The 23,612-nt window shown below is 67.5% G+C and carries 21 protein-coding genes and 2 pseudogenes; 12 read left to right on the plus strand and 11 right to left on the minus strand.

The features are described from left to right. Positions 1–14 precede the first annotated feature (14 nt). The 4 genes from A3CE_RS57980 to A3CE_RS50950 all read right to left on the minus strand — a co-directional run bounded on the left by A3CE_RS57980 (position 15) and on the right by A3CE_RS50950 (position 5,109). The gene (locus tag A3CE_RS57980) at positions 15–821 is read right to left on the minus strand and encodes an AMP-binding protein (RefSeq protein ID WP_020640470.1); all 807 of its coding nucleotides are present in this window, start codon (positions 819–821) and stop codon (positions 15–17) included. Continuing rightward, positions 773–2,659 carry a condensation domain-containing protein gene (locus A3CE_RS57985; RefSeq protein ID WP_026468423.1) on the minus strand — a complete coding sequence of 629 codons (1,887 nt, stop codon included), beginning with the start codon at positions 2,657–2,659 and terminating at the stop codon, positions 773–775. Before A3CE_RS57985 ends, A3CE_RS57980 begins: the two co-directional genes overlap by 49 nt. Before the next feature lie 158 nt (positions 2,660–2,817). After that, positions 2,818–3,483 carry an amidohydrolase family protein gene (locus A3CE_RS59835; protein WP_376741676.1) on the minus strand — a complete coding sequence of 222 codons (666 nt, stop codon included), beginning with the start codon at positions 3,481–3,483 and terminating at the stop codon, positions 2,818–2,820. Between the two features lie 180 nt (positions 3,484–3,663). Continuing rightward, complete coding sequence (locus A3CE_RS50950) at positions 3,664–5,109, minus strand: ricin-type beta-trefoil lectin domain protein (protein WP_084641503.1); 1,446 nt, start codon at positions 5,107–5,109, stop codon at positions 3,664–3,666. Positions 5,110–5,275: 166 nt separating this feature from the next. On the opposite strand from A3CE_RS50950, the gene A3CE_RS0112730 reads away from it, so the two are divergent. The 3 genes from A3CE_RS0112730 to A3CE_RS0112740 all read left to right on the plus strand — a co-directional run bounded on the left by A3CE_RS0112730 (position 5,276) and on the right by A3CE_RS0112740 (position 7,875). Next, on the plus strand, positions 5,276–5,986 hold the full coding sequence (locus tag A3CE_RS0112730) for a response regulator transcription factor (protein ID WP_043792223.1): 711 nt from the start codon (positions 5,276–5,278) through the stop codon (positions 5,984–5,986). After that, complete coding sequence (locus tag A3CE_RS50955; RefSeq protein ID WP_043790830.1) at positions 5,983–7,386, plus strand: sensor histidine kinase; 1,404 nt, start codon at positions 5,983–5,985, stop codon at positions 7,384–7,386. Before A3CE_RS0112730 ends, A3CE_RS50955 begins: the two co-directional genes overlap by 4 nt. A 297-nt stretch (positions 7,387–7,683) precedes the next feature. Continuing rightward, positions 7,684–7,875, plus strand: a complete 192-nt coding sequence (locus tag A3CE_RS0112740; RefSeq protein ID WP_020640475.1) for a hypothetical protein — start codon at positions 7,684–7,686, stop codon at positions 7,873–7,875. A gap of 24 nt (positions 7,876–7,899) precedes the next feature. Here the strand turns inward: A3CE_RS0112740 and A3CE_RS0112745 are convergent, their stop codons facing one another. From A3CE_RS0112745 to A3CE_RS53480, 3 genes are all read right to left on the minus strand, one after another. Then, positions 7,900–8,730, minus strand: a complete 831-nt coding sequence (locus A3CE_RS0112745; RefSeq protein ID WP_020640476.1) for a hypothetical protein — start codon at positions 8,728–8,730, stop codon at positions 7,900–7,902. 101 nt (positions 8,731–8,831) lie between these two features. Then, the gene (locus tag A3CE_RS0112750) at positions 8,832–9,596 is read right to left on the minus strand and encodes an FG-GAP repeat domain-containing protein (protein WP_020640477.1); all 765 of its coding nucleotides are present in this window, start codon (positions 9,594–9,596) and stop codon (positions 8,832–8,834) included. A gap of 629 nt (positions 9,597–10,225) precedes the next feature. Continuing rightward, the gene (locus A3CE_RS53480; protein WP_211231845.1) at positions 10,226–10,771 is read right to left on the minus strand and encodes a hypothetical protein; all 546 of its coding nucleotides are present in this window, start codon (positions 10,769–10,771) and stop codon (positions 10,226–10,228) included. 151 nt (positions 10,772–10,922) lie between these two features. On the opposite strand from A3CE_RS53480, the gene A3CE_RS50965 reads away from it, so the two are divergent. From A3CE_RS50965 to A3CE_RS0112770, 3 genes are all read left to right on the plus strand, one after another. Next, positions 10,923–13,829, plus strand: coding sequence for an AfsR/SARP family transcriptional regulator (locus A3CE_RS50965; protein ID WP_020640479.1), 2,907 nt, complete (start codon positions 10,923–10,925; stop codon positions 13,827–13,829). Between the two features lie 80 nt (positions 13,830–13,909). After that, positions 13,910–14,194: a hypothetical protein gene (locus A3CE_RS0112765; protein ID WP_020640480.1), complete on the plus strand. Its 285-nt coding sequence runs from the start codon at positions 13,910–13,912 to the stop codon at positions 14,192–14,194. Positions 14,195–14,200: 6 nt separating this feature from the next. Further along, a complete protein-coding gene (locus A3CE_RS0112770; protein ID WP_020640481.1) occupies positions 14,201–16,069 on the plus strand; it encodes a RiPP maturation radical SAM C-methyltransferase in 1,869 nt (622 codons plus the stop codon). Positions 16,070–16,306: 237 nt separating this feature from the next. On the opposite strand, the pseudogene A3CE_RS55065 reads toward A3CE_RS0112770, so the two are convergent. Both A3CE_RS55065 and A3CE_RS0112780 read right to left on the minus strand, forming a co-directional pair. Then, positions 16,307–16,510, minus strand: a pseudogene (locus A3CE_RS55065) (IS5/IS1182 family transposase); the annotation flags it as partial. 53 nt (positions 16,511–16,563) lie between these two features. Next, positions 16,564–17,055: an integrase core domain-containing protein gene (locus A3CE_RS0112780; protein ID WP_245589503.1), complete on the minus strand. Its 492-nt coding sequence runs from the start codon at positions 17,053–17,055 to the stop codon at positions 16,564–16,566. Positions 17,056–17,683: 628 nt separating this feature from the next. Here A3CE_RS0112780 and A3CE_RS56450 point away from each other — a divergent pair. Then, a complete protein-coding gene (locus A3CE_RS56450; protein WP_125592315.1) occupies positions 17,684–17,866 on the plus strand; it encodes a hypothetical protein in 183 nt (60 codons plus the stop codon). 82 nt (positions 17,867–17,948) lie between these two features. Here A3CE_RS56450 and A3CE_RS0112790 read toward each other — a convergent pair whose 3' ends face one another. Then, positions 17,949–18,422: a MarR family winged helix-turn-helix transcriptional regulator gene (locus A3CE_RS0112790; protein ID WP_020640485.1), complete on the minus strand. Its 474-nt coding sequence runs from the start codon at positions 18,420–18,422 to the stop codon at positions 17,949–17,951. Positions 18,423–18,545: 123 nt separating this feature from the next. Between A3CE_RS0112790 and A3CE_RS0112795 the strand changes: the two genes are divergently transcribed. The 4 genes from A3CE_RS0112795 (at position 18,546) to A3CE_RS0112810 (ending at position 22,070) form a co-directional block, all read left to right on the plus strand. Further along, positions 18,546–19,556, plus strand: a complete 1,011-nt coding sequence (locus A3CE_RS0112795) for a VOC family protein (RefSeq protein WP_020640486.1) — start codon at positions 18,546–18,548, stop codon at positions 19,554–19,556. Beyond that, positions 19,553–20,422: an alpha/beta fold hydrolase gene (locus A3CE_RS0112800; protein ID WP_020640487.1), complete on the plus strand. Its 870-nt coding sequence runs from the start codon at positions 19,553–19,555 to the stop codon at positions 20,420–20,422. Before A3CE_RS0112795 ends, A3CE_RS0112800 begins: the two co-directional genes overlap by 4 nt. A 29-nt stretch (positions 20,423–20,451) precedes the next feature. Further along, positions 20,452–21,303 carry an LLM class flavin-dependent oxidoreductase gene (locus tag A3CE_RS0112805; protein ID WP_020640488.1) on the plus strand — a complete coding sequence of 284 codons (852 nt, stop codon included), beginning with the start codon at positions 20,452–20,454 and terminating at the stop codon, positions 21,301–21,303. Between the two features lie 257 nt (positions 21,304–21,560). Beyond that, on the plus strand, positions 21,561–22,070 hold the full coding sequence (locus A3CE_RS0112810; protein WP_020639494.1) for a nuclear transport factor 2 family protein: 510 nt from the start codon (positions 21,561–21,563) through the stop codon (positions 22,068–22,070). A gap of 144 nt (positions 22,071–22,214) precedes the next feature. On the opposite strand, the pseudogene A3CE_RS58565 reads toward A3CE_RS0112810, so the two are convergent. After that, positions 22,215–22,358 (minus strand): annotated as a pseudogene (locus tag A3CE_RS58565) (FAD-dependent oxidoreductase); the annotation flags it as partial. Positions 22,359–22,439: 81 nt separating this feature from the next. On the opposite strand from A3CE_RS58565, the gene A3CE_RS0112820 reads away from it, so the two are divergent. Beyond that, positions 22,440–23,342 (plus strand): helix-turn-helix transcriptional regulator, encoded by a 903-nt coding sequence (locus tag A3CE_RS0112820; RefSeq protein ID WP_125592317.1) that lies wholly within the window; start codon positions 22,440–22,442, stop codon positions 23,340–23,342. The last annotated feature ends 270 nt before the right edge of the window (positions 23,343–23,612 follow it).

The following is a 23,612-nucleotide window of genomic DNA, read 5'->3' on the forward strand; positions in this document are numbered from 1 at the left end:
CATCCTCCCTGAGATCAGAGCCTGCACAGAACCCGGGGCGCATCAGTTTCGGCGGCCTCGGAAATGCCGGTATCGCCGAGGAACAGCCTCGGGACGCCGACGTCCGGCAGCACGCCGGCCGCCTCCGCGTCGGTGAGCACCACGTGCGGCCGCGCTTCGGAGAGGATGAACTCCAGCCGCCCGCTCGGATAGCGCGGATCGATCGGGAGGTACCCGGCGCCGGACTTCAAGATCCCGAGCAGGGCCACCACAAGATCGGCGGATCGAGGCAGCGCGAGCCCGACCAGGGACTCCGGCCCCGCTCCCCGCCGGCGCAATTCCCGGGCCAGCCGGTTCGCCCGTTCGTCCAGTTCCCGGTAGGTCGGCATCTCGTCACCGAAGACCACGGCGATCGCAGCGGGTGTCGCGGCGGCTTGGCGTTCGAACAACTCGGGCAGCGACAGCTCGGGAACCTCGCGAGCGGTGTCGTTGAGCTCGGCCAGCAACAGATCCCGTTCCCCCGGGACCAAGGCGTCCACCAGGTCGACGGATTTGCCGGGCTCGGTGACCATCTGCCGCACGACCCGCACGAATCGCTCCGCGAGCGCCTCCACGGTGCCCCGTTCGAACAGTTCGGTCGCGTACTCCAGGTGCCCGACCACGCCGCGCCCGGGCAAATCCGCCATGTTGAAGAACAAGTCGAACTTCGCGGTGCCGGTGGACGCCGGTTCCAACGTCACCCGCAGGCCGTGCAGCGCGAAATCCTGACGGACGATGTTCTGCCAGGCGAACATCACCTGGAACAGCGGTTGGTAGGCGGTCGAGCGCTCCGGATTGAGCACTCCACCAGCCGCTCGAACGGGGCGTCCTGATGGTCGTAGGCCGCCAGAGCCTTGTCCCGGACCCGCTTCAGCAACTGCTCGAACGACGGATTCCCGGACAGATCGGCACGCAGCACCCAGGTGTTGACGAAGAAGCCCACCAGGTCGGCGAGATCTTTGTCGGTGCGACCGGCGATCGGGCTGCCGAGCGGAATGTCGTCGCCCGCGCCCAGCTGGTGGAGCAACACCGCGAGCGCGGTCTGCAACGCCATGGACACCGTTGCCCCGTGCGCCTTCGCCAGCCTTCCGACCGCCTCGACCAGGTCGGGATCGAAGGTGAACTCCACGAAATCGCCGCGGTGACCGGCCACCGACGGCCGCGGGTGATCGGTCGGCAGCTGCAGCGGCTGGGGCATCCCGGCGAGTTCGGAACGCCAGTAGGCGACCTGCTGGTTCAGCACACTCGCGGGATCGTTCTCGTCCCCGAGCAGCCGTCGTTGCCACAGCGTGTAATCCACGTACTGCACCGGCAGCTCGGCCCATTCGGGCGCCACGCCGTTCGACCGGGCCGCGTACGCCGCCGCCAGGTCCCGAGCCAGCGGAGCCATGGACTCGCCGTCGCCGGCAATGTGGTGGATCAGCAGCAACAGGACGTGTTCCTCGACACCGGTCCGGAACAACCCGGCTCGGAGCGGGATCTCGGCCGAAAGGTCGAAGGGACGTGCGGCGGCATCCGCGAGCGCCACGGACAGGTCCGCTCGGACGACGTCGACGACCGGCACAGTCGGCCGTGCCCGGTCGGCGGGCAGCACCTCCTGGTACGGCACACCTTCGGTGTCCTCGCCGATCACCGTCCGCAGGCTTTCGTGCCGGGCGAGGATGTCGGCGACCGCGGATTCCAGCGCGAGCACGTCGAGCGGACCGGCCAGCAGCAGGACGAACGGCAGGTTGTAGGTCGCCGACGGCCCTTCGAAACGGCCGACGAACCACAACCGGCGCTGGGCGAACGACAGGGGTGCGCGGTCCGGCCTCCGCAGCGTTCGTCGCAGCTGCGGGCGTGCCGACGCGGCCAGCGCGAGGTGCTCGACGAGTCCGACGATCGTGGGAGCGTCGAACACCGCGCGGATCGGCACTTCGGCGCCCAAGGCCGCGCGGATCCGGCTGACCAGCCGGGTGGCCAGTAGGGAATGCCCGCCCATGGCGAAGAAGTCGTCGTCGATGCCGACCCGGTCCACGCCGAGCACCTCGGCGAACAACGTGCAGAGCAGCTGTTCCTGTGGGTTCCGCGGCGCGCGGCCGGTCGACGCCACGGCGTAGTCGGGCACCGGCAGCGCCCGCCGGTCCAGCTTCCCGCTCGGGGTCTGGGGCACCTCGCCGATGGCGACAACGGCCGAGGGCATCATGTACTCCGGCAGCCGCTCCTGCAGGTAGCCGCGCAATGCGACGACCAGCGCGCCGATTTCCCGGGCGCCTGCCGGGTGGTTGACGAGTGTCCGCCCCGGCCGGCCGGTGGGGACGAACACACCTGAGAGCACCCGCCCCTGGACCCGCCCGCCGGGGAGGACGACGACGTCGAAGCATTCGACGTCGTCGGCGGACCAGGTCGGCACGACCTCCCAGCCGAGTCCTGCCGCCCACTCCCGCAGTTCCTGCGGATCGGTCGCCGGGCCCCCGGCGGCGGGCTCCGGGATCACCCCGGCCGCCGCGGCGGCCTCGACCTCACTGGCGAACCGGGCGTTCGGAATTCCGGTGACGCGGACCGGCCCAGCCTCGGGAGCGCCGCAGAGTTCCGCGAGCTCGGCGAGCCCGGTCACCTGCCGCCCCCACACCAGCATCGGCAGCCCGACCAGAGACAGCACCGGTGCAGCCGGTCGCTCGCTCGCACCAGGATGAATTCTGCGGACGCGGGCCGGCCATCGAGATCCACGAGTTCGATGGCCGGCCCCGGGCGGGGTTCGCCGGCACGGCTTGGCTCGGCACCGTTACCGGCTCGGCGAGATTGCCCCGCACCCTCGGATCACGATTCTTTGAACCGGGTGCCCCGCCGCCAGATCGCGCGCGTGTTGAGCGTGTCGCCGATGTTCGTCGTCGGGTCGCCGTCGACGAGCAGGAGGTCGGCGCGGAGCCCTCCGGCGATCCGGCCCCGGTCGACGAGCCCGAAGCGGCGGGCCGTGGTCGCGGTCGCGGCGCGCAGCGCCTGCGCGGGAGTCAGTCCGGCCGCCACGAGGTACTGCAGTTCTTGGTGCAGGCTGGCTCCGTGCGCCAGGCCGCCGAAGAACGTCTCGGCCATGGAAGCATCGGTGCCGGCCAAGACGTCCACACCCGCGTCGGCCAGTGCCCGGCCGGCTGCGCTGATTGGGCGAAGCCTTCCCAGCCCGCAGTCATGCGACCGCTGCTGGTACCTCGATCCAGCGTGATCCCAACTCGACGCTTTGGCCTTGGGGCCTTTGGTTTCGTTCGCGAGAACTGCAAGGGGCGCCGACCGCCGGCCCTCGGCGGCCGCGGCCGCCGAGGAACTCGCGCTGCTGGCGGACCGGTTCAAACGCGACCACGTCGCGGTGGAGCCTGATCGGCCACCGCGCGCCACTGGACTCCACCCACAACGACCACCTGGCCGCCATGGCCAAGGACCTGCGCCTGCCCATCGCAGACGCTGCAGGTCCGGACCGCGGTGGCGCTCCACACGCCTGGATCGAGCTCGGCGAAGTCCGCCTCGCCGGCGTCACTTTGACCGGGACCTCCTACGTCAGCCCGACTTGCCACCCGCTCACCCCACGAGCACGGGCATCTGTCCAGGATGACCAATGGGTGCCGCCTCCGTGGTAGTGGAGTGCGGCACCCATTGTTCAACGTCGTTCAATGATCAGGCGCGTGTCCATCGCTGGTTGACGCCGCCGTGGCAGGTCCAGATGACGAGCGTTGCCCCGTTGACGCCGTGGTCGGTCGCGTCCAGGCACTTGCCGGAGTCCGGGTTGACGATCAGGCCGTCCGGCGTGAAGCTCCACCGCTGGGCGCCGGTGTCGTTGCAGTCGTAGATCTGCACCGGGGTTCCGTCGGCGGTGGCGTTCTTGCGGACGTCCAGGCACTTCGAGCCGTAGACCGTCAGCTGGCCGTAGGGCGTTCTCGTCCAGACCTGGTTGGGGCCGCCGTGGCAGTCCCACACCGTGACGACGGTGCTGTTCTGCTGGCTGGCGGCTGGGACGTCGAGGCACCGGCCGGACTCCTGGACCTTGAGCGCGGAGCGGTAGTTGCTGTAGTTGTTGGATTCGATCAGGGAGTGAATCAGGCTCGCGCCCGGGAAGTCGGCCATGACGATGCCGTACCGGTTGGGCCAGCCGCGGCGGTTGATCTCGTTCTTCGTCAGGATGTCCATGCCTTCGAAGGCCACCGAGCAGGTGCCCAATGCGCAGTTCTCACTGGGGAACTCGGAAATGCACTGCGAGTTTCCGCTGCAGGTGTCGATGACGCCTCGGGTCATCCCGGTGAGCAGGTTGGGTGCGCCGGTCCCGGGGCTGGAGTTGCCGCTGGCGACGAAATACGGAAACGACCCGCCCGACGCGCTCAGGAAGTTGACGTACGTGGTGTCCCGCGGTCCGAATTGCGCCGTGTCCAGCTGGCCCTTGATCGCGCGCCACTTCCCGGCGAGGTCCCAGTTGGTGTTCATGCTGTAGTTGTCCTGGATCGCCAGGCTGCCCCAGGGCAATCCCATCCGGGTGCTGGACGAGAAGTCCTGCAGCACGACGATCTTGCCACGGATGTCCCCCAGTGCCGGATTGTCGCTGGTGCCCGTGTAGACCCGCGAGTACTTGTCCAGGTCGGCTTTGACCATGGTGTCGAAACCGTCCTCCGGTCCGATTTCGTGTTTGACGCGCATCACGATCGCCTCGGTGGGGCTCGCCGCGAGGTAATTACTGGCCGTGGCGAGCACGTCGTTCTCGAAGTCCTGTCCCTGGCTGACCACGCCGTGATAGACCTTCAGTCTGCCGTCGGCCTCGCCCAATCGGATATCCCAGGCCCGGATCCCCGCGTTCAACTGCTCGCCCAAGGTCATGGACTGGGTGAGGGCGATGTCGCCGCCGGACCGGGAAGCGCCGCTGTCGTGCGTGCCGGGCAGGGTCAGTTCACTGAGCGGCGCGCTGTCGGGCAGCCACCCCATCCAACCCTGGTTCGTCGCGCCGGTGGTGGAATCGTGCGAGTAGGCGGCAGTCGCGTCCGCGGCGGCGGCAGGCAACGCCAACGCCAGCAAGGTCGTCGACACCACTGCCGAGGTGACCCCGGCGAACATCGACATGCGAGTGAGTTTCTTCATTCCTTTTCTTCCCCTCGGGTGTTCTGGATGCGTACCGGAGAAGTCCACCAGCGTCGGATGTGAGCCCGGCTACGGCGCGGCGTGAGTCCAGCAAGAACAAGGTGTGAGTCCGGTGTGATCCACAGTTCTCACCGAATTCACACCTGGCTGTGCTGTGCTGTGCGCGATGTCTGACACGGCGCGCATCCTCGTGGTCGACGACCACCCCAACATCGTGGACATGCTGGCCACGGTGCTGAAGTTCCACGGCTTCGCGGTGAGCACGGCAGGCACGGTCGCCGAGGCGCTGCACGCGGCCGACCGGGATCGCCCTGACCTGGTCATCTTGGACGTGATGCTGCCGGACGGCGATGGCTTCGAGGTGTGCCGGCGGCTGCGCGCGGACGGCCATCCCGTGGGCATCGTGTTCCTGACAGCGCGGGACACGCGTCACGACACGGTGGCAGGATTGACCTATGGCGGGGACGACTACGTGACCAAGCCGTTCGCGGTCGACGAGCTGATCGCGCGGGTCCGCGCGGTTCTCCGCCGGACCGCGGTGTCCTTTCGTCCGGACCCACCCGAGGCCATGCTGCGCTACGGCGACGTCGAACTGGACGAGAACACCATGCTGGTGCGCCGGGGAGGCTGTCCGGTCGAGCTGTCTCCCACCGAGTTCAAGCTGCTGCGCTACCTGTTGCTCAACCCGGAGCGGGTGCTGTCCCGGTCGCAGATCCTCGACGCGGTGTGGAGCTACGACTTCGGCGGTGGATCGAAGGTGGTCGACACCTACATCGGCTACCTGCGCCGCAAACTCGAGGCGCTCGGCGGCCCGCTGATCATGACCCACCGAGGGTTCGGGTATGCGCTGCGGACATCGGACGCGGACATCGGATGAGCACGCCGGGCCGATGGTCACAGCTACCTCTGCGGACCTCGTTGCTGCTGGGCATCCTCGGGCTCACCGCCGCCGTGCTGACCGCCGCCGCCGTCGTGAGCGCTGCTGCCCTGCACGCCGATCTCTCGGGCCGCATCGACCACCAGCTTCGCGGAGCGGCCGGCCTGCTGCTGGCCCGGGGCCGACATCTCTTCGACGGCACCGGGCCCGGCCAAGAGCTGCGCGCGGTGATGGCCCCGACGGACTACGTGGTCGAGGTCCGTGATCCGGCCGGCGCCATCACCCTGCTGTCCGGCGCGCGGTCGACCCCCACCGTGCCGCTGCTCGGCCAGGTGCGCGCGGCGACAGTCGACCCGGTGACCGTGGAGTCGGGGTCAGGCCGGTTCCGGGTCGTCGTGGTGCAGGTGGCCGGCGCCACGGTGCTGGTCGGACTCCCGTTGGCTCCGGTCGAGGAGACGATCCGGCAGCTGGTCCTGATCGAGGCGCTCTCGGCCATTGTCCTGCTGACCGTCCTCGCGGTGCTGGCGCGGCTGCTTGTCGTACGGCGGCTGCGGCCGCTCGAGGACATCACGACAACCGCGACGGCGATTTCCGCCGGCGAGTTCGATCGCCGGATCACCACGGTGGCCGGTGAACGGGCAGCGCGCACCGAGGTGGGCCGGCTGACCAGCGCGGTGAACGGAATGCTTGCCCGGATCCAGGCCGCCCTCTTCGCGCGGGCCCGGTCGGAGGAGCGGTTGCAGCGCTTCGTGGCGGACGCTTCACACGAGCTGCGTACACCGCTCACCTCGGTCCGAGGTTATCTCCACCTGCTGGCGGCCGGGGTGGTCACCGAACGGGATCGGCCGGACGTGTTGCGGCGGCTCGATGACGAGACCGCCCGAATGGGTGCGATCGTGGATGACCTGCTGTACCTGGCCAGACTGGACGCGGAGCCGGCACTGCGCAGCCAGTCGGTCGACCTGACGGCAGTGGTGCGGGACTCGGTGGCCGACGCCATCGCCGTCGAACCCCACCGGAGGATCAGTCTCGACGTGCCGGACCCCTGCATCGTCACCGGCGACGAGGACAGCCTCCGCCAGGTGATGGCCAATCTCCTGGCCAATGTCCGGGCCCACACACCGATCGACGCTCCTTCGACCGTCACTCTCCACAACAGACTGGACGAGGCACGGGTCGAAGTCGCCGACAGCGGTCCGGGCCTGGAACCCCCGGCACGGGATCGGATGTTCGACCGGTTCTACCGGGGCGACCCCGGCCGCAGCGCCAGCGGCGGCAGCGGGCTGGGCCTGGCCATCGTGGCGGAAGTGATCCGCACCCACGGCGGGGATGTGGCCGCACAGAGCAATCCGCGCGGCGGCCTCACCGTATGGTTCCGGCTACCCCGCACGGACACCTGACATCACCGCCGGCCATCGGTCGCCGGCAGTCTCGGCGTCGAGCCGATGACGCATCGATCGACCGGGCGAGTGCGTCGGCGCAGTCCTCAAGATCGCGCGCCAGGTCGACGAAACTCGGCGACGGCAACGACTGACCGAGGTGCCAGAGCAGCCGGCGAACGGCGTCGACATCGGTCGTGTCGCGCCGGCACGCGGCCAGTTCTTCCGCGCGGGGGTCGGTCATGCCGGTGTCCGCCTCCGGTTCGGTGGCGCGTGCCTGCTGCGCCTGAAACAACAGGAACTGTTCCAGGATCGGCGATGGCCGGGGTGTTCGACATCACGAAGTTCGACTGGGGCACGGCGTTCAACGTCGCCTTCCTCGCCACGCTCGCCGCGCTCGGCAAGGGTCTGCTCGCCCGTGAGCATTCCGCACCGACGTCAGTGGCCGTGGAGATCAGTCCATCAACGTTGCCCAGCCACACCTACGAACAAGCGGTCAGACGTTCCTGATCACCAGCTCACACCAGCGTAGAACTACCGGGTCAGTGCGACAGCAAGCTCAGGCACGAACTCGCCCGCTTTACTGCCCGGGGCGGCGCCGCACGGGCCGTCGGAGACGCCGGGGGTAGTGATCCAGATCTTCTGAACCCATCCGGCATCGGGGCTCAGCGACAGCTGCGGACCGAGCCGGGCTTGCGGTGAGTTGCATCCTGGCGGCCCGTCGCCACCACTTCTGCTCGAGTCCTGGACGACGAGGAGGTCACCGCGGCGTAGCTTCGACACGGTATCGGCGATCTGGGCGTCAGGAGCGGTCCCACCGACGTTGACGGCGATACCCGTGAGACCGGTGAGCGGCAGGCTGTCCAGGAATTGCTGCACCGCCGGCACGGACTGCGCGGCCAGGTCACTGACATCCAGGATGACCCGGGCGTGCCGGGTACTGGCATGCAAGCTCGCGACGACGTTCTCGGTCACCTGCGGCCTTGGATCGGTTGAGCATTCCCGGCCGCCCGGTTCGGATGCGGATACGCGGAGCACGATGATCACATCCTGCTCCCCCACCGCGGCCGCGAGCGCACTGCTCCAGCTGCGATAGGAGCCGGACGACGCCGGACAACCGGCCCCGCGATCGGCGTCGGCGAACAGCAGCGCCTGAGCGCGGCTGCCGACCGCCGCGTCGAGGTAGGGCCGGATGTCGTCCGCCACCTCTTTTTCCGGAACCGCCACCCGATGAGCGGCGGGAACTCGGGCGATGCGCTGTTTGATCGTGGCCGCGGCCGGTGATCCGGGGTTGTTCAGCACCCACGCGGCCGCCGGGCTCGACGGATCAACGGCGAACCCGGCTTTCGAACCCAGCAGCTGCATCGGACGCGCCGGGACGGCCGGATCGATGCCACGGGCCTCGCAGCCGCAAAGAGCACCGGCCAGGAGACACGCCACCAGAACGAGCCGCCGGCTACCTCTCGTCAACACCGTCTCTCATCCACCGCACGGGCCCACGCCGGAAGCACACCGGGTAACCACGCAGTTCCCGCGGCTGAGCCGTTTCCGCCGCCGGATCCGCCGTCATGAGCCAGATCACCCAACGGTGATCCTCCCAGCCCGTGGCGAGTATTTTCCGGTTCGCGGTGTCGAAGACGGCCGATGGCGGCCGGATTCCAGTTCCTCGCGTGCAGAGCCACGTCCAGCTCACCCGTCGCCTTGGTGCGGGTGAGCAGGTCGGGGAAGCCGACGTCGTTGACGTCGGTCAGCAGGCGCGTGTCGTAGACGTCGGCGCCCGTGGCCGTGATCGTGTACCACTTGGGGATCCAGTTGCCGCTGGAGTCCTGCTCCGCGAAGAAGTCGAGGAGCCGGGCACTTCCGTCGGTGAAGGTCGTGTAGAGATCGGGGAAGCCGTCTGCTGTCACGTCGGCGGCGGCCATGCTGGTGACGGCCTGCGTGTCGTTGAGCAGCTTGCCCCAGCTGAAGAAGGTGAGGTTGCCGTTGCTGTCGAGCCCCTGGTTGACGTAGAGGTAGATCTCGTTGTCGGTCGGCACGCGGAAGAGGATGTCGGCCAGGCCGTCGAGTTCCGTGGGATTGTTCCGGTCTTTACCCAGGAAATCCGTGACGAGGATCAGCGAAGCGCTCTGCCACCCGTTGGCGATGTTTTTCTCGGGCCGGAAGGTGGCGGCACCATTCACAGTGCCGCTGTGCTGGGCGAGGTAGAGCGAACCGCCGGTGCTGAGGCTCATGATGTCGTTGTAGCCGTCACCGGTGATATAAATTTCATAGTTGCCCGCCGTATAGGGCGTTACACACTTAGTGGGGGATCATTGCCTGGTGGTGATCCGGTTCCGCGATCATCATCGCGCCAGGCAACGTACGTCCAGCTCCCCTCACCACGAGCGGCCCGTACTCGCCACCACTTCCCCGCGCCAGCGCCTACCAGGCGGATCCCGGGACACTCCCCTGCCGTGCCCCAGGCCCGGCCAGCCGTCAACTCAAGTTGACGCTCCCGCCCGTGGGCGAATGAGACTTCCTGCAGGTCACCGGACCGGACCCTCGAATGTTGGAGACTCTTGGGGCCCCGGCAAGACTCAGCCCCACCTTGACGCGCCCGGCTGAGATGCCGAGCCGCCGGGCGGCACGGTCACGACCTGGCCCCGTGCCGAGTCGGCCGACGAGCTGGATCGAGGACCTGGCCGTCCACGTGGGCCTTTCCCGGGTCACCCTGGTCAGCCGGTTCACGGCGCTGACGGGCCGGCCCTCGATCGCGTACCTGACTTGGTGGCGCCTGACGACGGCGGCGCGCCTGCTTCAGGACACCGACCTCGGGCCGGCCGGTGACGCGTATCGCGCCACCGGCCGACGGCTGGGTGGCTCAGGACCACCGGATCGAACTGGTCTCGTCGTCCAAGATGCCCAGGTCGGTTCGGGTGCCGGCGAAGCCGATCGAAGCTCCGGTCCAGTCGAGGTCCTCGAACAAGCTCAAGAAGCAATTCCGAAACGCCTTGTACGAGCCGAATCTGTCGTTCCAGTTCGCTTGCACCAGGTGCACGCGAAAGTCGACGTCGTTTGTCGGGCCGGTGCAGTCATGGTCCGCTGTATAGGTCAGCGAATCGCCTCCGAAGTCGGCGTCGTCGAACATGATGCTGACCGGCGACGAGGCGGCGAGCGTGGAGCCCGTGTCGTCCTTCTTGACGCCGGCCGCGTTCAGTCGTGCCGCGAAGCGAGCGTCGCCGAGTGCTTTCGCTGCATTGTCCGGAGCGTCGGCGATCCGGCCGCCCGTCGCCGTCGCGACGGCCTCGGTGAAGGTGTCGTAGCAGGCCATCGGGGCGCCCGCGTCCGACAGGTTCACGACACAGTGACGATCCTTTTCCATGTGCTGTACCGGTTCGGCCTGCGCGGGCGTGGCGAAGGAAGCCATCCCCATAGCCGCGGCAGCGATGGACGCGGACATGAAAATTCGAGTTTTCAATTTATCTCCCGCAGACTGGATTGATTGAGCTTCATGACAGTGCTCCCGCGCCCTGGCCACGGACCTTGCGGCGATCCTGCGGAAAGGTCAGCATGACCGCATGGAGGCCGCTGGTGACAAGACGATCACCGAGGGGGCACATGTGGAAATCCGCCTGTTCGGCGAGGTGGAGCTGCGGGCGGCGGGTCGGTTGCTCGACGTGGGGACGCCGAGGCAGCAGGCGGTATTGGCGGCGTTGGTCGTGGATGCGGGACGACCGGTTGCCGTCGAGACGCTGATCGATCGAATCTGGGATGACGGGCCGCCCGTCGAAGCACGAAATGTGCTGTATTCACATGTGAGCCGGATCCGCCGGCTGCTCGGACAGGCAGCCCTCCGCACCGGCGGGACGGGACCACGGATCGGGCGCCGGCACACCGGCTACGTACTGGATATCGACCCGGACATGGTGGATCTATACCGGTTTTCCCGTCTGGTCGAAAAAGGCAACGACTCACGGCGAGGAGACGCCGACTGCGCCGGCGTGCTCGCCGAGGCCTTGGGACTGTGGCGGGGGCCGCCGCTGGCGGCCCTGTCCGGATCATGGGTAGAGCAGGTTCGCGACCGGTGGTCCCGGCTCCGGGTGGACGCGGTGGTCCGGTGGGCGCAGGTCGAACTCCGGCTCGGGCATCCGGCTCCGGTGGTCGCCGTCCTACACGACCTTGTCCCTGAGTATCCGCTGGTGGAGCCCCTCGAGGGCCTCCTCATGCGGGCGCTGTGGGCGGCCGGCCGCGACGCGGAAGCCATCGACCGGTACTCCATCATCCGGCGGCGATTGGCCGAGGACCTCGGCACGGACCCCAGCGCCGAGCTCCGCGACCTGCATCGGGCGATCCTGCGTGGGGAGCCCCCGCCGGAGCCGGTAGCCTCGACCGGCAGGCCCAATGCCCCGCCCGCGCAGCTACCACCGGACTTTCCCGGGTTCACTGGACGCGACCACGAGCTGCGCCTCTTGGACGACCTCACCGCGAAAGCTTACGATCGTGCTCTGGCAGTGGTGATCATCGCGGTCTCGGGTACTGCGGGAATCGGCAAGACGGCCCTGGCGGTGCATTGGGCACACCTCGTTCGCGGCAAGTTCCCCGATGGACAGCTGTACGTGAACCTGCGGGGTTTCGACCCGACCGGATCGCCGGTTCCGCCGGCCGAGGTGGTGCGCCGTTTCCTGGACGCGCTCGAGGTGCCGGCTCAGCGGATCCCCGCCGGTTTCGCGGCGCAGGTCGGCCTGTACCGCAGTCTCCTGTCCGGCCGGCGAATCCTCGTGGTGCTCGACAACGCGCGCGACGCCGAACAGGTCCGGCCGCTACTGCCTGGCGAACCCGGATGCCAGGCACTGGTGACCAGCCGCAACCAACTCGCCGGACTTGTCACCGAAGGCGCTCATCCGCTTACGCTGGACCTGCTCACCGCCGAGGAGTCACACGAGTTTCTGGCTCGCCGCCTCGGTCGGGACCGGGTAGCTGCCGAACCGAGCGCGGTCGCCGAGATCATCACCCTGTGCGCTCGACTTCCTCTCGCGCTGGCCATCATGGCCGCTCGTGCCGTCACTCATCCCCGTTTCGGCCTCGACGTGCTGGGCACCGACCTGCGCGCGGCCCGTGGCAGCTTGGACACGTTCGCCGGCTCAGACCCGGCGACCGATGCGCGGGCGGTGTTCTCGTGGTCGTACCGGCAACTCAGCCCTGGCGCGGCGCGGTTGTTCAGGCTGCTCGGGCTGCACCCCGGCCCGGACGTCGCGACACCCGCCGCAGCGAGTCTGGCCGGTCTCTCGGCCCGCGTGGTGCGGCCTCTGCTGGCTGAGCTGGCTCAGGCGCACCTGATCGCCGAGCACCTCGCCGATCGGTTCACCTTTCATGACCTGCTGCGGGTCTACGCCAAGGAACAGGCCGACATTCTCGACAGCGATGCCGAGCGTGACGCCGCGATGCGAAGAACGCTCAGTCACTACGTGCACAGCGCCGACCCGGCCGACCGGCTCCTCAACCCGCACCGGGAAGATCCACCGCCGCTGCCCTCGGTCGTCCCCGGGGTGACACCGGAGCAGACAGCCGACCACGGGCAAGCTCTTGCCTGGTTCGGCGCCGAGCACCGGGTGCTGCTCGCGGTACTCCATGAAGTGTCCGGGTTCGACGCCGATGTCTGGCGGTTGGCGTGGGCGCTACGACGTTTCTTCGACTATCAGGGGCACTGGCACGATTCGCTCGACGTGCTCAGCATCGCGCTACACGCCGCGCAGCGCCTGGCCGACCCGCGGAAACAGGCCTTCGCCCATTGTTTCCTGGGTGGTACCTACATCCGCTTCGATCGTTACGACGACGCTCGCACCCATCTACAGAACGCGCTGGACCTGTACCGAGGAGCGAGCGACAACGCCGGCGAGGCCAATGCTCATCGTTATTATTCCTGGTTGCTCGAGCGACAGGGCCGCTATCAAGAGGCGACTTCCTCCGCTCTGCGGGCCCTCGACCTGTTCCGAGCCGCCGGTGTCCGGTCCGGGCAGGCCAGGTCCCTCAACGCGATCGGCTGGTTCCATGCTCTGCTCGGTCACTATGAGGATGCGCTCGGCTTCTGCCAGGAGGCTCTAGACCTTCAGCAGGAGCTTGGCGACCGGCTCGGCCAGGCCGAGACATGGGACAGCCTTGGCTACACCCACAGCCATCTCGACCGCCACGCGCGTGCCGTCGAGTGCTACCGGGCCGCCGCCGAGATGTACCGCCAGATCGGCTACCGCTACAACGAAGCCGACGTGTGGGCGTCCCTCGGCGACGCCCACCACGCCGCCGGCGACACGGAAGCGGCACGCACCGCCTGGAGGTATGCCCTGGACGTCCTTGATCAACTCGGCCACACCGACGCCGACGATGTCCGCACCAAGCTGAAATCGACAGAACCGGTCGAAGATCCCGCGATCAGCCCCACCAGCACGGGCGAAGGCCCGGGTGGCGGGGCGCTCCGGAGCCACGAGTGACTGGTCATGTCAGTGCGGTCACTGTACGATGGACCCTCACTCCGTCGTGCTCGTCAGATGGCTCCGTTCGGAGGTCCGCAATGGCCGAGACGCCAACCAGCTCGGACAGCACCAAAGGTTTGATCGATATCAAGCAGGCCGACATCGACTCGCTCGCTCGGAAGCTCGACAGTCTCGAACTGACGCCTGAGGAAATGCTCTTGCTGTCGGCTATCGTCGGTACGGCCGCGAGGGTCATCAAGGTAGACAAGTTAAAAGATCCACCACCATTCTGCGAGCAGTTCGCCGCCGCGTTCACAGAGGATGGCGCGAATATCCTTGTCGCCCATTTCCCGAGTCATATCGGCGTCACCGGAACCGACTAGTGCGACATGTCCGACGCGGAGCGGCATGCCGCATGGCCAACGGTCATCGTGTCGATGCCGTTCATGGACGTCGACCGGCCGTCGATCCAGTTGGGACTACTCAAGGCGATCGGGGAAGTGCACGGCTTCCCGGTGCGCACGTTGTACGCAAACCTGGATCTCGCCGCCCAGATCGGTGCCGGCTACTACCATGTCCTCGCCGAGCACCGAGGCCGCCTCCTCGGCGACTGGCTGTTCTCCGTCGAAGCCTTCGGCGACTCCGCGCCCGATCACGACGCGCAGTTCACAGCGGAGTTCGCCGACGAGCTCACCTGCCTGGCCGGATCGCCCGAGGCGGCACGGAGTCAGCTCCTGCGCACCCGCGACCATGATGTACCCCTTTTTCTCGACAACCTCATGTCCGCTTTTCCGTGGCATGAAGTGCGAATAGTGGGTTTCAGTTCGACATTTCAACAGAACACTGCCTCGTTTGCCATGGCGCGCCGCATCAAGGCGCGATACCCGGATATTGTGACGGTATTCGGCGGGGCGAATTTCGACGATGAGATGGGTCTCGAGTGGGTGCGGTCGGTCGAGTGCATCGACTTGGCTGTCATCGGCGAGGGCGACCGGGCGTTTCCCGGCCTGCTGTCCGCACTGGCGTCGGGATCCGACCCCGCCGACGTTCCCGGGGTCGCGCTCCGGGTCGGTGATCGAGTGGTCGCAACACCTCCGGCGCCGCCGCCGGCCAACCTCGATGACCTGCCGGCACCGGACTACGACGAATACTTCGAACAGGCGGAAGGCCTGGGTCTGCTGCCCCGGTCCGGGCACCGCAACGTCTGGATTCCGTTCGAAAGTGCTCGGGGCTGCTGGTGGGGCGCCAAACACCACTGCACATTCTGTGGACTCAACGGGACGGCGATGCGGTTCCGTGCCAAGTCGCCGCAACGGGTGCTCGACGAGTTCGCGCGACAGGCCAGGCGCTATCGCAGCTTCCGCTTCCAGGCCGTCGACAACATCCTCGACCTGAGTTACCTGACGACGCTGTTTCCCACAATCGCCGAAAACGGCATGGACTACGAGATCTTTTACGAAGCCAAGGCCAACCTCACCAGAGCGCAGCTCGGACTCCTGGCGCGCGGCGGTGTGACCGTCCTCCAGCCCGGCCTGGAGTCGCTCAGCTCCAACGTGCTACGCCTCATGGACAAGGGAGTGCGGGCGGCGCAGAACATCAACCTGCTCCGCTGGGCGCAGTACTACGGCATCCACGTGGCGTGGAACATCTTGTGGGGATTCCCGGGCGAGACCGCACGCGACTACGCCGAACAAGCTGCTGTCGTGCCCCATTTGACCCACCTGCGTCCCCCGTCGAACGCGGACCGGATATGGTTGGAACGATTCAGCCCGCTGTACAGCCAACCGGACCGGTTCCGCCTGCGGCACCGGACACCGGAAAGCAGCTACCGATATGTGTACCCGGAAACCGTCGACCTCGCACGAACCGCCTACTTCTTCGAGTACGAACTGGACGACGTTCTACCCGACAGTGCGTACGAAGGGCTGCGTCAGGCCGTCGCCAACTGGTCCCAAGCGTGGAAAGCAGCCGACCCACCAGTGCTCACCTACTGGTCGAGCCCCGGCTTTCTGCAGATCTACGACAGCAGGCACAAGGGCCGCGAAGGAACCTACACTTTCCACGACACGCTCGCCGACATCTACCTCGCGTGCAGCGAACGCCCAACGACCGCGTCCGCTGTGCGTGACGCGCTCCAGCTGGACATGTCGGTTACAGCCGTCCACCAGGCGCTGGAGCAGTTCCACGAACGCGGACTCGTGTTCCTCGACGACACCTTGGCTTTGGCTCTGGCATTGCCCGCGGTAGCCGGGCGATAGAGGACCAAAGCGAACCGTCGCCCAGTGGCATCGGCACGAGCGTTCGAGTCGCGTCCGCAGTGAGGCGCGGTGACTACCCCGTCTCCCTCGAGCCCTCGCCCTGCCCCGCGCTCGAGACTCCGCGCGGACAATCTTGACAAGCTGCTGCGCTCGGGAAGCATCGATTACACAGACGAACACGCAACGTATCCGCGAATATCGGCTTTTGGTGGGCTCTGCGATGTGCCGCGTCCGATTACCGCCGTCGGCCATGACCGGCCGGTCGGCGAGTGCCTCGGCGATACCGGAGTCGCGGTAGACGGTGCAGTCGTTGCAGCTGCCCGGCTGCGGGTCACCGGTGGCGATCACCAACCTGGTCCCGGCATCGATCGCGACCTGCGCGTTGGTGCAGTACCGGTAGTTCTTCGACGGGGTCGCCGGCCGATGATCCCGCGTGGGAACCTGTGGGGTTCCAAAAGTCGCTCACCGGCGCTCACCGGCGCTCACCAGCGGCTTTACGCGGCTCGTTCGTATTCGTTGATCAGGCCTCCAAGAAGCCGCTGCCGCTTGAACCGCTGAGTGTTGAGGTCTGCCACGGGGTAGGTGGGACGGGGTGGGCGAAGCTGGCGAGAACGGTGCGGCCGTTGACCGTTGTAGTGCCGGACGTACTCGGCGAGCGCGGCCCGCAGATGCCGCTCGTTGAGCATCAACATACGATCGGTGAGTTCGGTTCTGGCTGTCAGCACGAATCGCTCGGCGTAGCCGTTCGCCCGTGGGCAGCGTGGCGGAATCCTTATCGTTTCGATGCCCACGTCGGCCAGGACGGGATCGAAGGACGCCGCGAACTGGCCGGCCCGGTCGCGGATGAGAAATCTGAACTCGTCGACTCGATCGCCGAGCTCCACCACGAGGTTGCGGATTTGCTGGGTGGTCCATCTACCGTCCGGGTTCGTGGTCGTGCCCAGGACGTGGACGTAGCGGCTGCCGACCTCCAGAACGAAGAACACGTAGATCCGCTTGAGCGTGAGCGCACAGTCGACGTGGAAGAATCGCACGCCAGCATCGTCGAGGCCTGTGTACGCAGAAACTGCCGCCAGGTCGTGTCGGTACGTCGGTCCGGCGCTGGAGGTATGCGCGCCCGCTTCAGGATCCGCCGGATCGTCGAGGACCCGACCCGGTGGCCAAGCTTGATCAGCTCACCCTGGATCCTCTTGTACCCCCAGCCGTGGTTCTCTCCGGCCATCCGTTCGATCAGCCCGACGATCGCCTCATCAACGGGCGGACGCCCATGCCGGTGTGGATAGGTCCACTTCGCGGCTACCAGCCGACGGTGCCAGCGCAGAATCGTGCCCGGGGTAACCAGCCGGTGTGATCGCAGCGCCTTGGGCAGCAGCCGAGCCAGCCCCGCGAACACAGCCCGGTCAGCCCAATCCAGACAAGGTTTCGGGTTGCCTCTGCGCAGTACGGCGACCTCGTGGCGCAGCACCAGCAACTCGATGTTCTTGGACGCTGACGAACGGCCGAGCAACACCAGCAGGCCCACCAGCCGGAGGAAGATCAGGTAGAGCAGACGCAGCGACATGGCCGGCGATCATGCCCTACCGCCGAACGAGCCATTGCCGCAGGTCAGAATGCATGAGTAGACTTCTGGAACCCCACAGGGCCGCGCCGCCGGTCAGCGGTATCTCCCACAACTGCTGGACAGATCTCGACTTTGCCGCGTTCGGCACCTCGACCGTCGCCAGCAGCCGGAGCCCGTCGCAGCTCAACGCCAAGCCGGCGACCCTTGGCGCGGTGAGCAGAGCCGACATCAACTGAGGGAGCCTTTCCCGAATCTACAAGGGAACTGCAGGTTGCGCGGACGACCGTCGACGTGGTGCCCGGTGAGAGGCAACGGCTTCTACCGAACGTCGACCTGGGGGACGAGTGCGTCGCGTAGACGACGCGCGGCGGCGGCGAGAGTCGCGACGCCGTCTTCTCCGAGTGGCTCGACGAAATGCTTCTGCAAGCTCACGAGATGCACCTCGGTGGCCCGCTCCACGGCACGAAGACCCTCTTCGGTCAGTTCGGCGTAGGACACGCGTCGGTCGTCGGCGCACGGCGTGCGCCGCACCAGTCCGTCGGCGGCCAGGCGGTCGATCATGCGCGTCATGCCGCCCGTGGTGAGGGAGAGCTGCCGGCTGAGTTCGACCTGACGCAGCCGGCGTCCGGGAGACCGGCCGAGCCGGATCAACGCTTCGTAGCTGCTCAGCGACATGCCGACATCCCGGCGCAGCTCTTCGTCGAGCCGGCGCACGAGCGCGCTTTTCGCCTCGACGAAGAGCCCGATGGCAGTCAGGCGCTCGTCGTCCAGCAGCGGGTCGGAGGCAGGCATGCCTCCACTATTGCTGAACAGTCAGTAGTTGACAAGACAGGGATCAAGGCGGAGTCTTAGATCGCTGATGCGTCAGCTATCAACTGGTCAGCAATCAACCTACGCGACCACCCGGAGACGACGATGTCCGTTTCACCTCTCGTTCGCAATGAGATCGCCCACCTCGCCCACGCCGAGCTCTTCACGGCAGACCTCGGCGGGTCACTCTGGTTCTTTCAGACCTTGCTCGGCATGCGGGAGACCGGTCGCCAGGGCGACTCGGTGTACCTCCGCTGCTATGAGGACCCCTACCACCACAGCCTCAAACTCACCGCCGCGGACCAGCCGGGGCTGGGCATGCTCGGCTGGCGGACCGCGTCACGGGACGCATTCGACCGACGGGCGGTGGCACTCGACAAGGCCGGCTTGGGTACCGGCCCCACCGACGGTGACCTCGGGGTCGGTCCGACCTTCGGCTTCACCTCACCGGACGGGCACCCGATGGAACTCGTCTGGGACGTGGAGAAGTACCGGGCACCGGAATCGCTGCGCTCGCCGATCCTGACCCGGCCTTCGAAGCGTCCCCTGCAAGGCATTCCGCCGCGGCGCCTGGACCACGTCAACCTGATGGCGTCCGACGTGACCGAGCAGAAAACGCTCTTCGAGCAGACCCTCGGTTTCGGCACCAGGGAGACGGTCGTGGACGGACCGGCCGAGATGGGCGCGTGGATGAGCGTCAACGCGCTGGGACACGAACTCGCCATCATGAAGGACGCGACCGGGAGCCGGGGACGGCTGCACCACCTCGCTTTCTGGTACGGCATCCCGCAGCACAACACCGACTTCGCCGAGATCTGCCGCGAGTACGGAGTCCGCATCGAAGCGGGTCCCGACGTGCACGGCGTCACCCAGGGCGCGTTCCTCTACGTCTTCGAACCCGGGGGCAACCGCATCGAGCTCTTCGGCAACACCGGCATCCTCCAGTTCGAGCCGGACTACGAGACCCGCGTGTGGGATCTGAAGGAGTTCGCCACGGGCGCCGGGCTCGCGATCGGCGGCACGACCATGCCTCCGGAGTTCATGATCTACGGCACGCCGCCCACCGCCGAGCAGGCCGGAATGGTGACCGGGCGAACCGTCGGCGCACTGACATGACCGGCCGGGCGACCATCGGTGCCGGCACCTCGGAGATCGGGCGGAGCATCTCGGCCGGCGGCATCAAGACCTACTACCACGACATCGGCTCCGGCCCGCCGGTGCTGCTTCTGCACGGCTCCGGCCCCGGAGTGACCGCGCACGCCAACTGGCGCGCGGTGATTCCGTTGCTGGCGAAAAACTTCCGGGTCATCGCCCCGGACCTGCTCGGCTTCGGGAACACCACCGCGCCGGAGGGCGCCAGGTACGACCTGGACACGTGGACGACCCACCTGACGGACTTCGCCGACGCACTCGGCTTGGCCGGAATGTCACTGGTGGGCAACAGTTTCGGCGGCGCCCTCGCGCTGAAGCTGGCCACTCGCCACCCGGAGCGGATCGACCGCCTCGTTCTCATGGGCAGCGTCGGGATCGACTTCCCGATCACGCCGGGACTGGAACGGGTCTGGGGATTCACCCCGTCGCTGAAGAACATGCGGGACCTGCTCGACTTGTTCGCCCACGACCGCACGCGTGTCACCGATGACCTCGCCGAACTCCGGCTCGCCGCGGCGACCCAGCCGGGAGTGCAGGACGCCTTCGCGGCCATGTTCCCGGCCCCTCGCCAGGCACGGCTCCAAGCCCTCGCCGTCGCCGAACAGAACATCGCCTCGCTGACCTGCCCCACCCTGATCCTGCACGGACGCGACGACCAGGTCATCCCGCTCGAGACGTCTCTGCGCCTCCATCACCTCATCAGGCCGTCACAGCTGCACGTGTTCGGCGAATGCGGTCATTGGGTGCAGATCGAGCGGCAGGACGAATTCGCCGCACTGGCCACCTCATTCCTCAAGGCCAACAGGACCCTGATTTCCCCTCTCGCATAGTTTATCCGCCAAACGCACGAGGACAAAAGATGAAACTCGGAATCGGACTCCCGAACCAGGTACGCGACGTTGATGCGAGCGTGATCCCGGAGTGGGCCAGTCGCGCGGAGCAGGCCGGCTTCGGGAGCGTGAGCACAGTTGGCAGGCTCGCGTACCCGGGCGTGATGGACACCGTGGCCCTGGCTGCCGCGGCCGGTGCCACCAAGAGGGTCGGCCTGTTCAGCAACATCATGCTGGCCCCGTCCTGGCCCGCCGCGCTTTTCGCGAAGGAGATCGCCGGCATCGACGGCGTGTCCGGCGGCCGGTTGACCCTCGGCGTCGGCGTCGGGCTACGACCCGATGACTTCGTGGTGGACGGTTTCGGCACCGGCGATCGCGGACGCCGGATGGACCGTGACCTTCAGATCTACCGGTCGGTCTGGAACGGTGAGTCGTTCGGCGGCGGTCCGAACCCGGCAGTTCCTGCGGGTACGCGGCAGATTCCGCTCATCTTCGGTGCCGGCAATGCGCGTGCTATGAGGCGGATGGCCGAACACGGCGAAGGCTATGTCGGCCCATCCGTCCCCGCGTCCATGGCGGGTATGTTGTTCGACAACGCGCGAGCCGCTTGGCGCGAAGCCGGACGTGACGGCGAGCCGCGTCTGATCGGTATCGCCTACTTCGCCCTCGGTGACGTCGACAAGGGCCGCGCGAACGTGGCGGATTACTACGCCGGGTCCGGTGAGTTCCTCGATATCGTCGTGGGGGGAGTGTGCACGACGACGGAGGAGATCGCCGCGGCCGTCAAGGAGTACGAGGCTCTCGGCGCCGAAGAAGTCTTCTTGAACCCGACGAGCGACGACCTCGACGAGATCAGCCGCTTGGCGGACGTCGTCCTTTGACTCCCTGATGGGGGATCGCCGGCCACGGTCCGGCGCCGGTACCGGTCACGTCGGGTCAGCTGTTGCTCGGTCATCACGAGAACCTCATTTCACGTTATGGGTTGACTCAGTACGACATGCCAATGCTTAGTTATGGCCACTAACATAGCGATAAACCATCACCGAGGTCGAGGAGCTAGCCGTCGCGCCGGCACGGTGCGCTACCCCGGTGTCCGGTCCCGTTCACCACTCCCTTTCACCACAGTGAGGAAACCACCATGAAGATCTCCGCAGTGAAGCGCGTCCTGGCCGTTCTCGCCGCCGCCGTTGCCGGTGTCACCGCCCTGAGCGGCAGCGCGTCCGCCGACCACCGCCAACCCGGGCACGGGCGTCCCGGCATCGTGGCGGCCTGGGCGTCGGCGTGGAGCGGCACCGACCCGCAGGCGCTGGCGAAGCTGTTCACCGCCGACGCCACCTACACCGACTTCGGCGTCAACGTGGTCTCGACGGGCCGGGACGGGGTCGCCTCCTGGAAGCAGCGCACCGACCTGTTGATCGCGAACGTGCACGTCACGGTCAAGGAGTCGTTCCGCGGCGGCGACCACATCGCGATCGAGACAGTCTACTCAGGACAGATCCACGGCGCGCCGGCACCGTTCGCGGTGCCCGCCACGACGATCCTCGAACTGCGGCAGGGCCTGATCGTCAGCGACCGGGACTACTACAGCCTCGCCACCCTGCTGGCCCAGTCCGGCCTGCCCGCCACCTGGACCCCGCCGACCGCCTGACCGGGTGCGGCAGCGGCGGCGGGATGCCCTGCCCTGGGATCGCCGACCATTGGCCGTGCGGGAGGCTGGGATGTGCGCGTTCGTGCTGGTCGCGGAGGACGACGTCAAGCAGGCCGAGCTGCGGCGCCGGTACCTGCGCCGGGGTCCACGGAAGTCGACAGCGTAGCCGCCGCGGCGCAGCGCGGGAGCGGCTTCCACGACCGTGGTCTCCCAGCCGGCGCACCCGAGCCAGTAAGCGAGGGCGGGCCCCGCCACGCTGCCACCCGATATCAGTATTCGTTTCGACACCCGCCGAGCATGGCAGCGTCGTGAAAGCTCATCCACGGTCTGCCGATCCGAGGCTACGGCGCCCGCCGCTACCTTGGGGGCGTGACGCCGCAACCACGGAAGTCCCGCACACCGCGTCGAGCCCTGTCCCCGAGCGTGCGGATGGACCGTGCGGCGCTCGGTGACTTCCTGCGTCGGCGCCGGGAAGCCCTGACCCCGGCGGACCTCGGCCTGCCACCCGGCACCCGGCGCCGCACCCCGGAGCTGCGCCGGGAGGAAGTGGCCATGCTGACGGCGATGTCGGCCAACTACTACGAGCGGCTCGAGCAGGCCCGCGGCCCTCAGCCGTCCGTGTCGGTGCTCGGAGCTCTCGCTCGCACGTTGCGCCTGACCAGCGACGAAACCGGGTACCTGTACACGCTGGCCGGGCATGCCCCGCCGCCGCGGCCGCCCGCCCCGCACTCGGCGACGGATCCCAGCCTGCTCACCGCGCTCGGCTCGCTCGGGCCCACCACGATCGGCCTGATCACCGACGACCTCGGCGCCGTGCTGGCCCAGAACGCTCTCAGTGCCGAGGTCTACGCCCCGTTCGCCGGCCGGACCGGCATCGACCGGAACATCATCTGGCGATGGTTCGCCGATCGGGCCTGGCGCGACTCCATCGCCCGGCCCGAGGAACAGGAACAGACCAGCCGGGCCTACGTGGCGGACCTGCGCTTGGCCGTCGGCCTGCGGGCCGGAGACCACGATTCGGTCCGGTTTGTTCGCCGACTCCGGGCTGGCAGCGCCTCCTTCACCGAACTGTGGGAACGCCACCAGGCCGGCCTGCTGAAGCCAGGCCCCAAGCTGGTCCTGCATCCGCGCGCGAAGCTCGAACTGAGCTGCGCCGTACTCCCCGGCCGGGCGCAAGGGCAGCGGCTGGTGCTGTTCCGGGCCGACCCCGGCAGCCCGGCAGACCGAATCCTGGCCACACTGCATCCGACGAAATCGCCTTCCGTCGAGTAGCGGCTCCACGCCGTGGCACGGCGCCACCTCCGCAATCCGCGAAAAGCTGTTTTGCCCGGCTGCGACGACGATCCGCACCTGAGTCGTGGTCACCGGGGCCGGGAACGTACAGGATGCCTTCCCGTGCCGCGCGGTCGTCGGCCCGCTTGCGGCCTGGCTAGCGGAAACGCCGTGGATGCACCGGAAGTAGCGGCTCCAGCCGCTCCCACAGCTGGTCGGTCAGAACCTCCTCACGCATACCAAGATTTTGGAAAGTCCTGCAGTCCCAGC

The organism is Amycolatopsis balhimycina FH 1894 (genome assembly GCF_000384295.1).
GTDB lineage: Bacteria > Actinomycetota > Actinomycetes > Mycobacteriales > Pseudonocardiaceae > Amycolatopsis > Amycolatopsis balhimycina.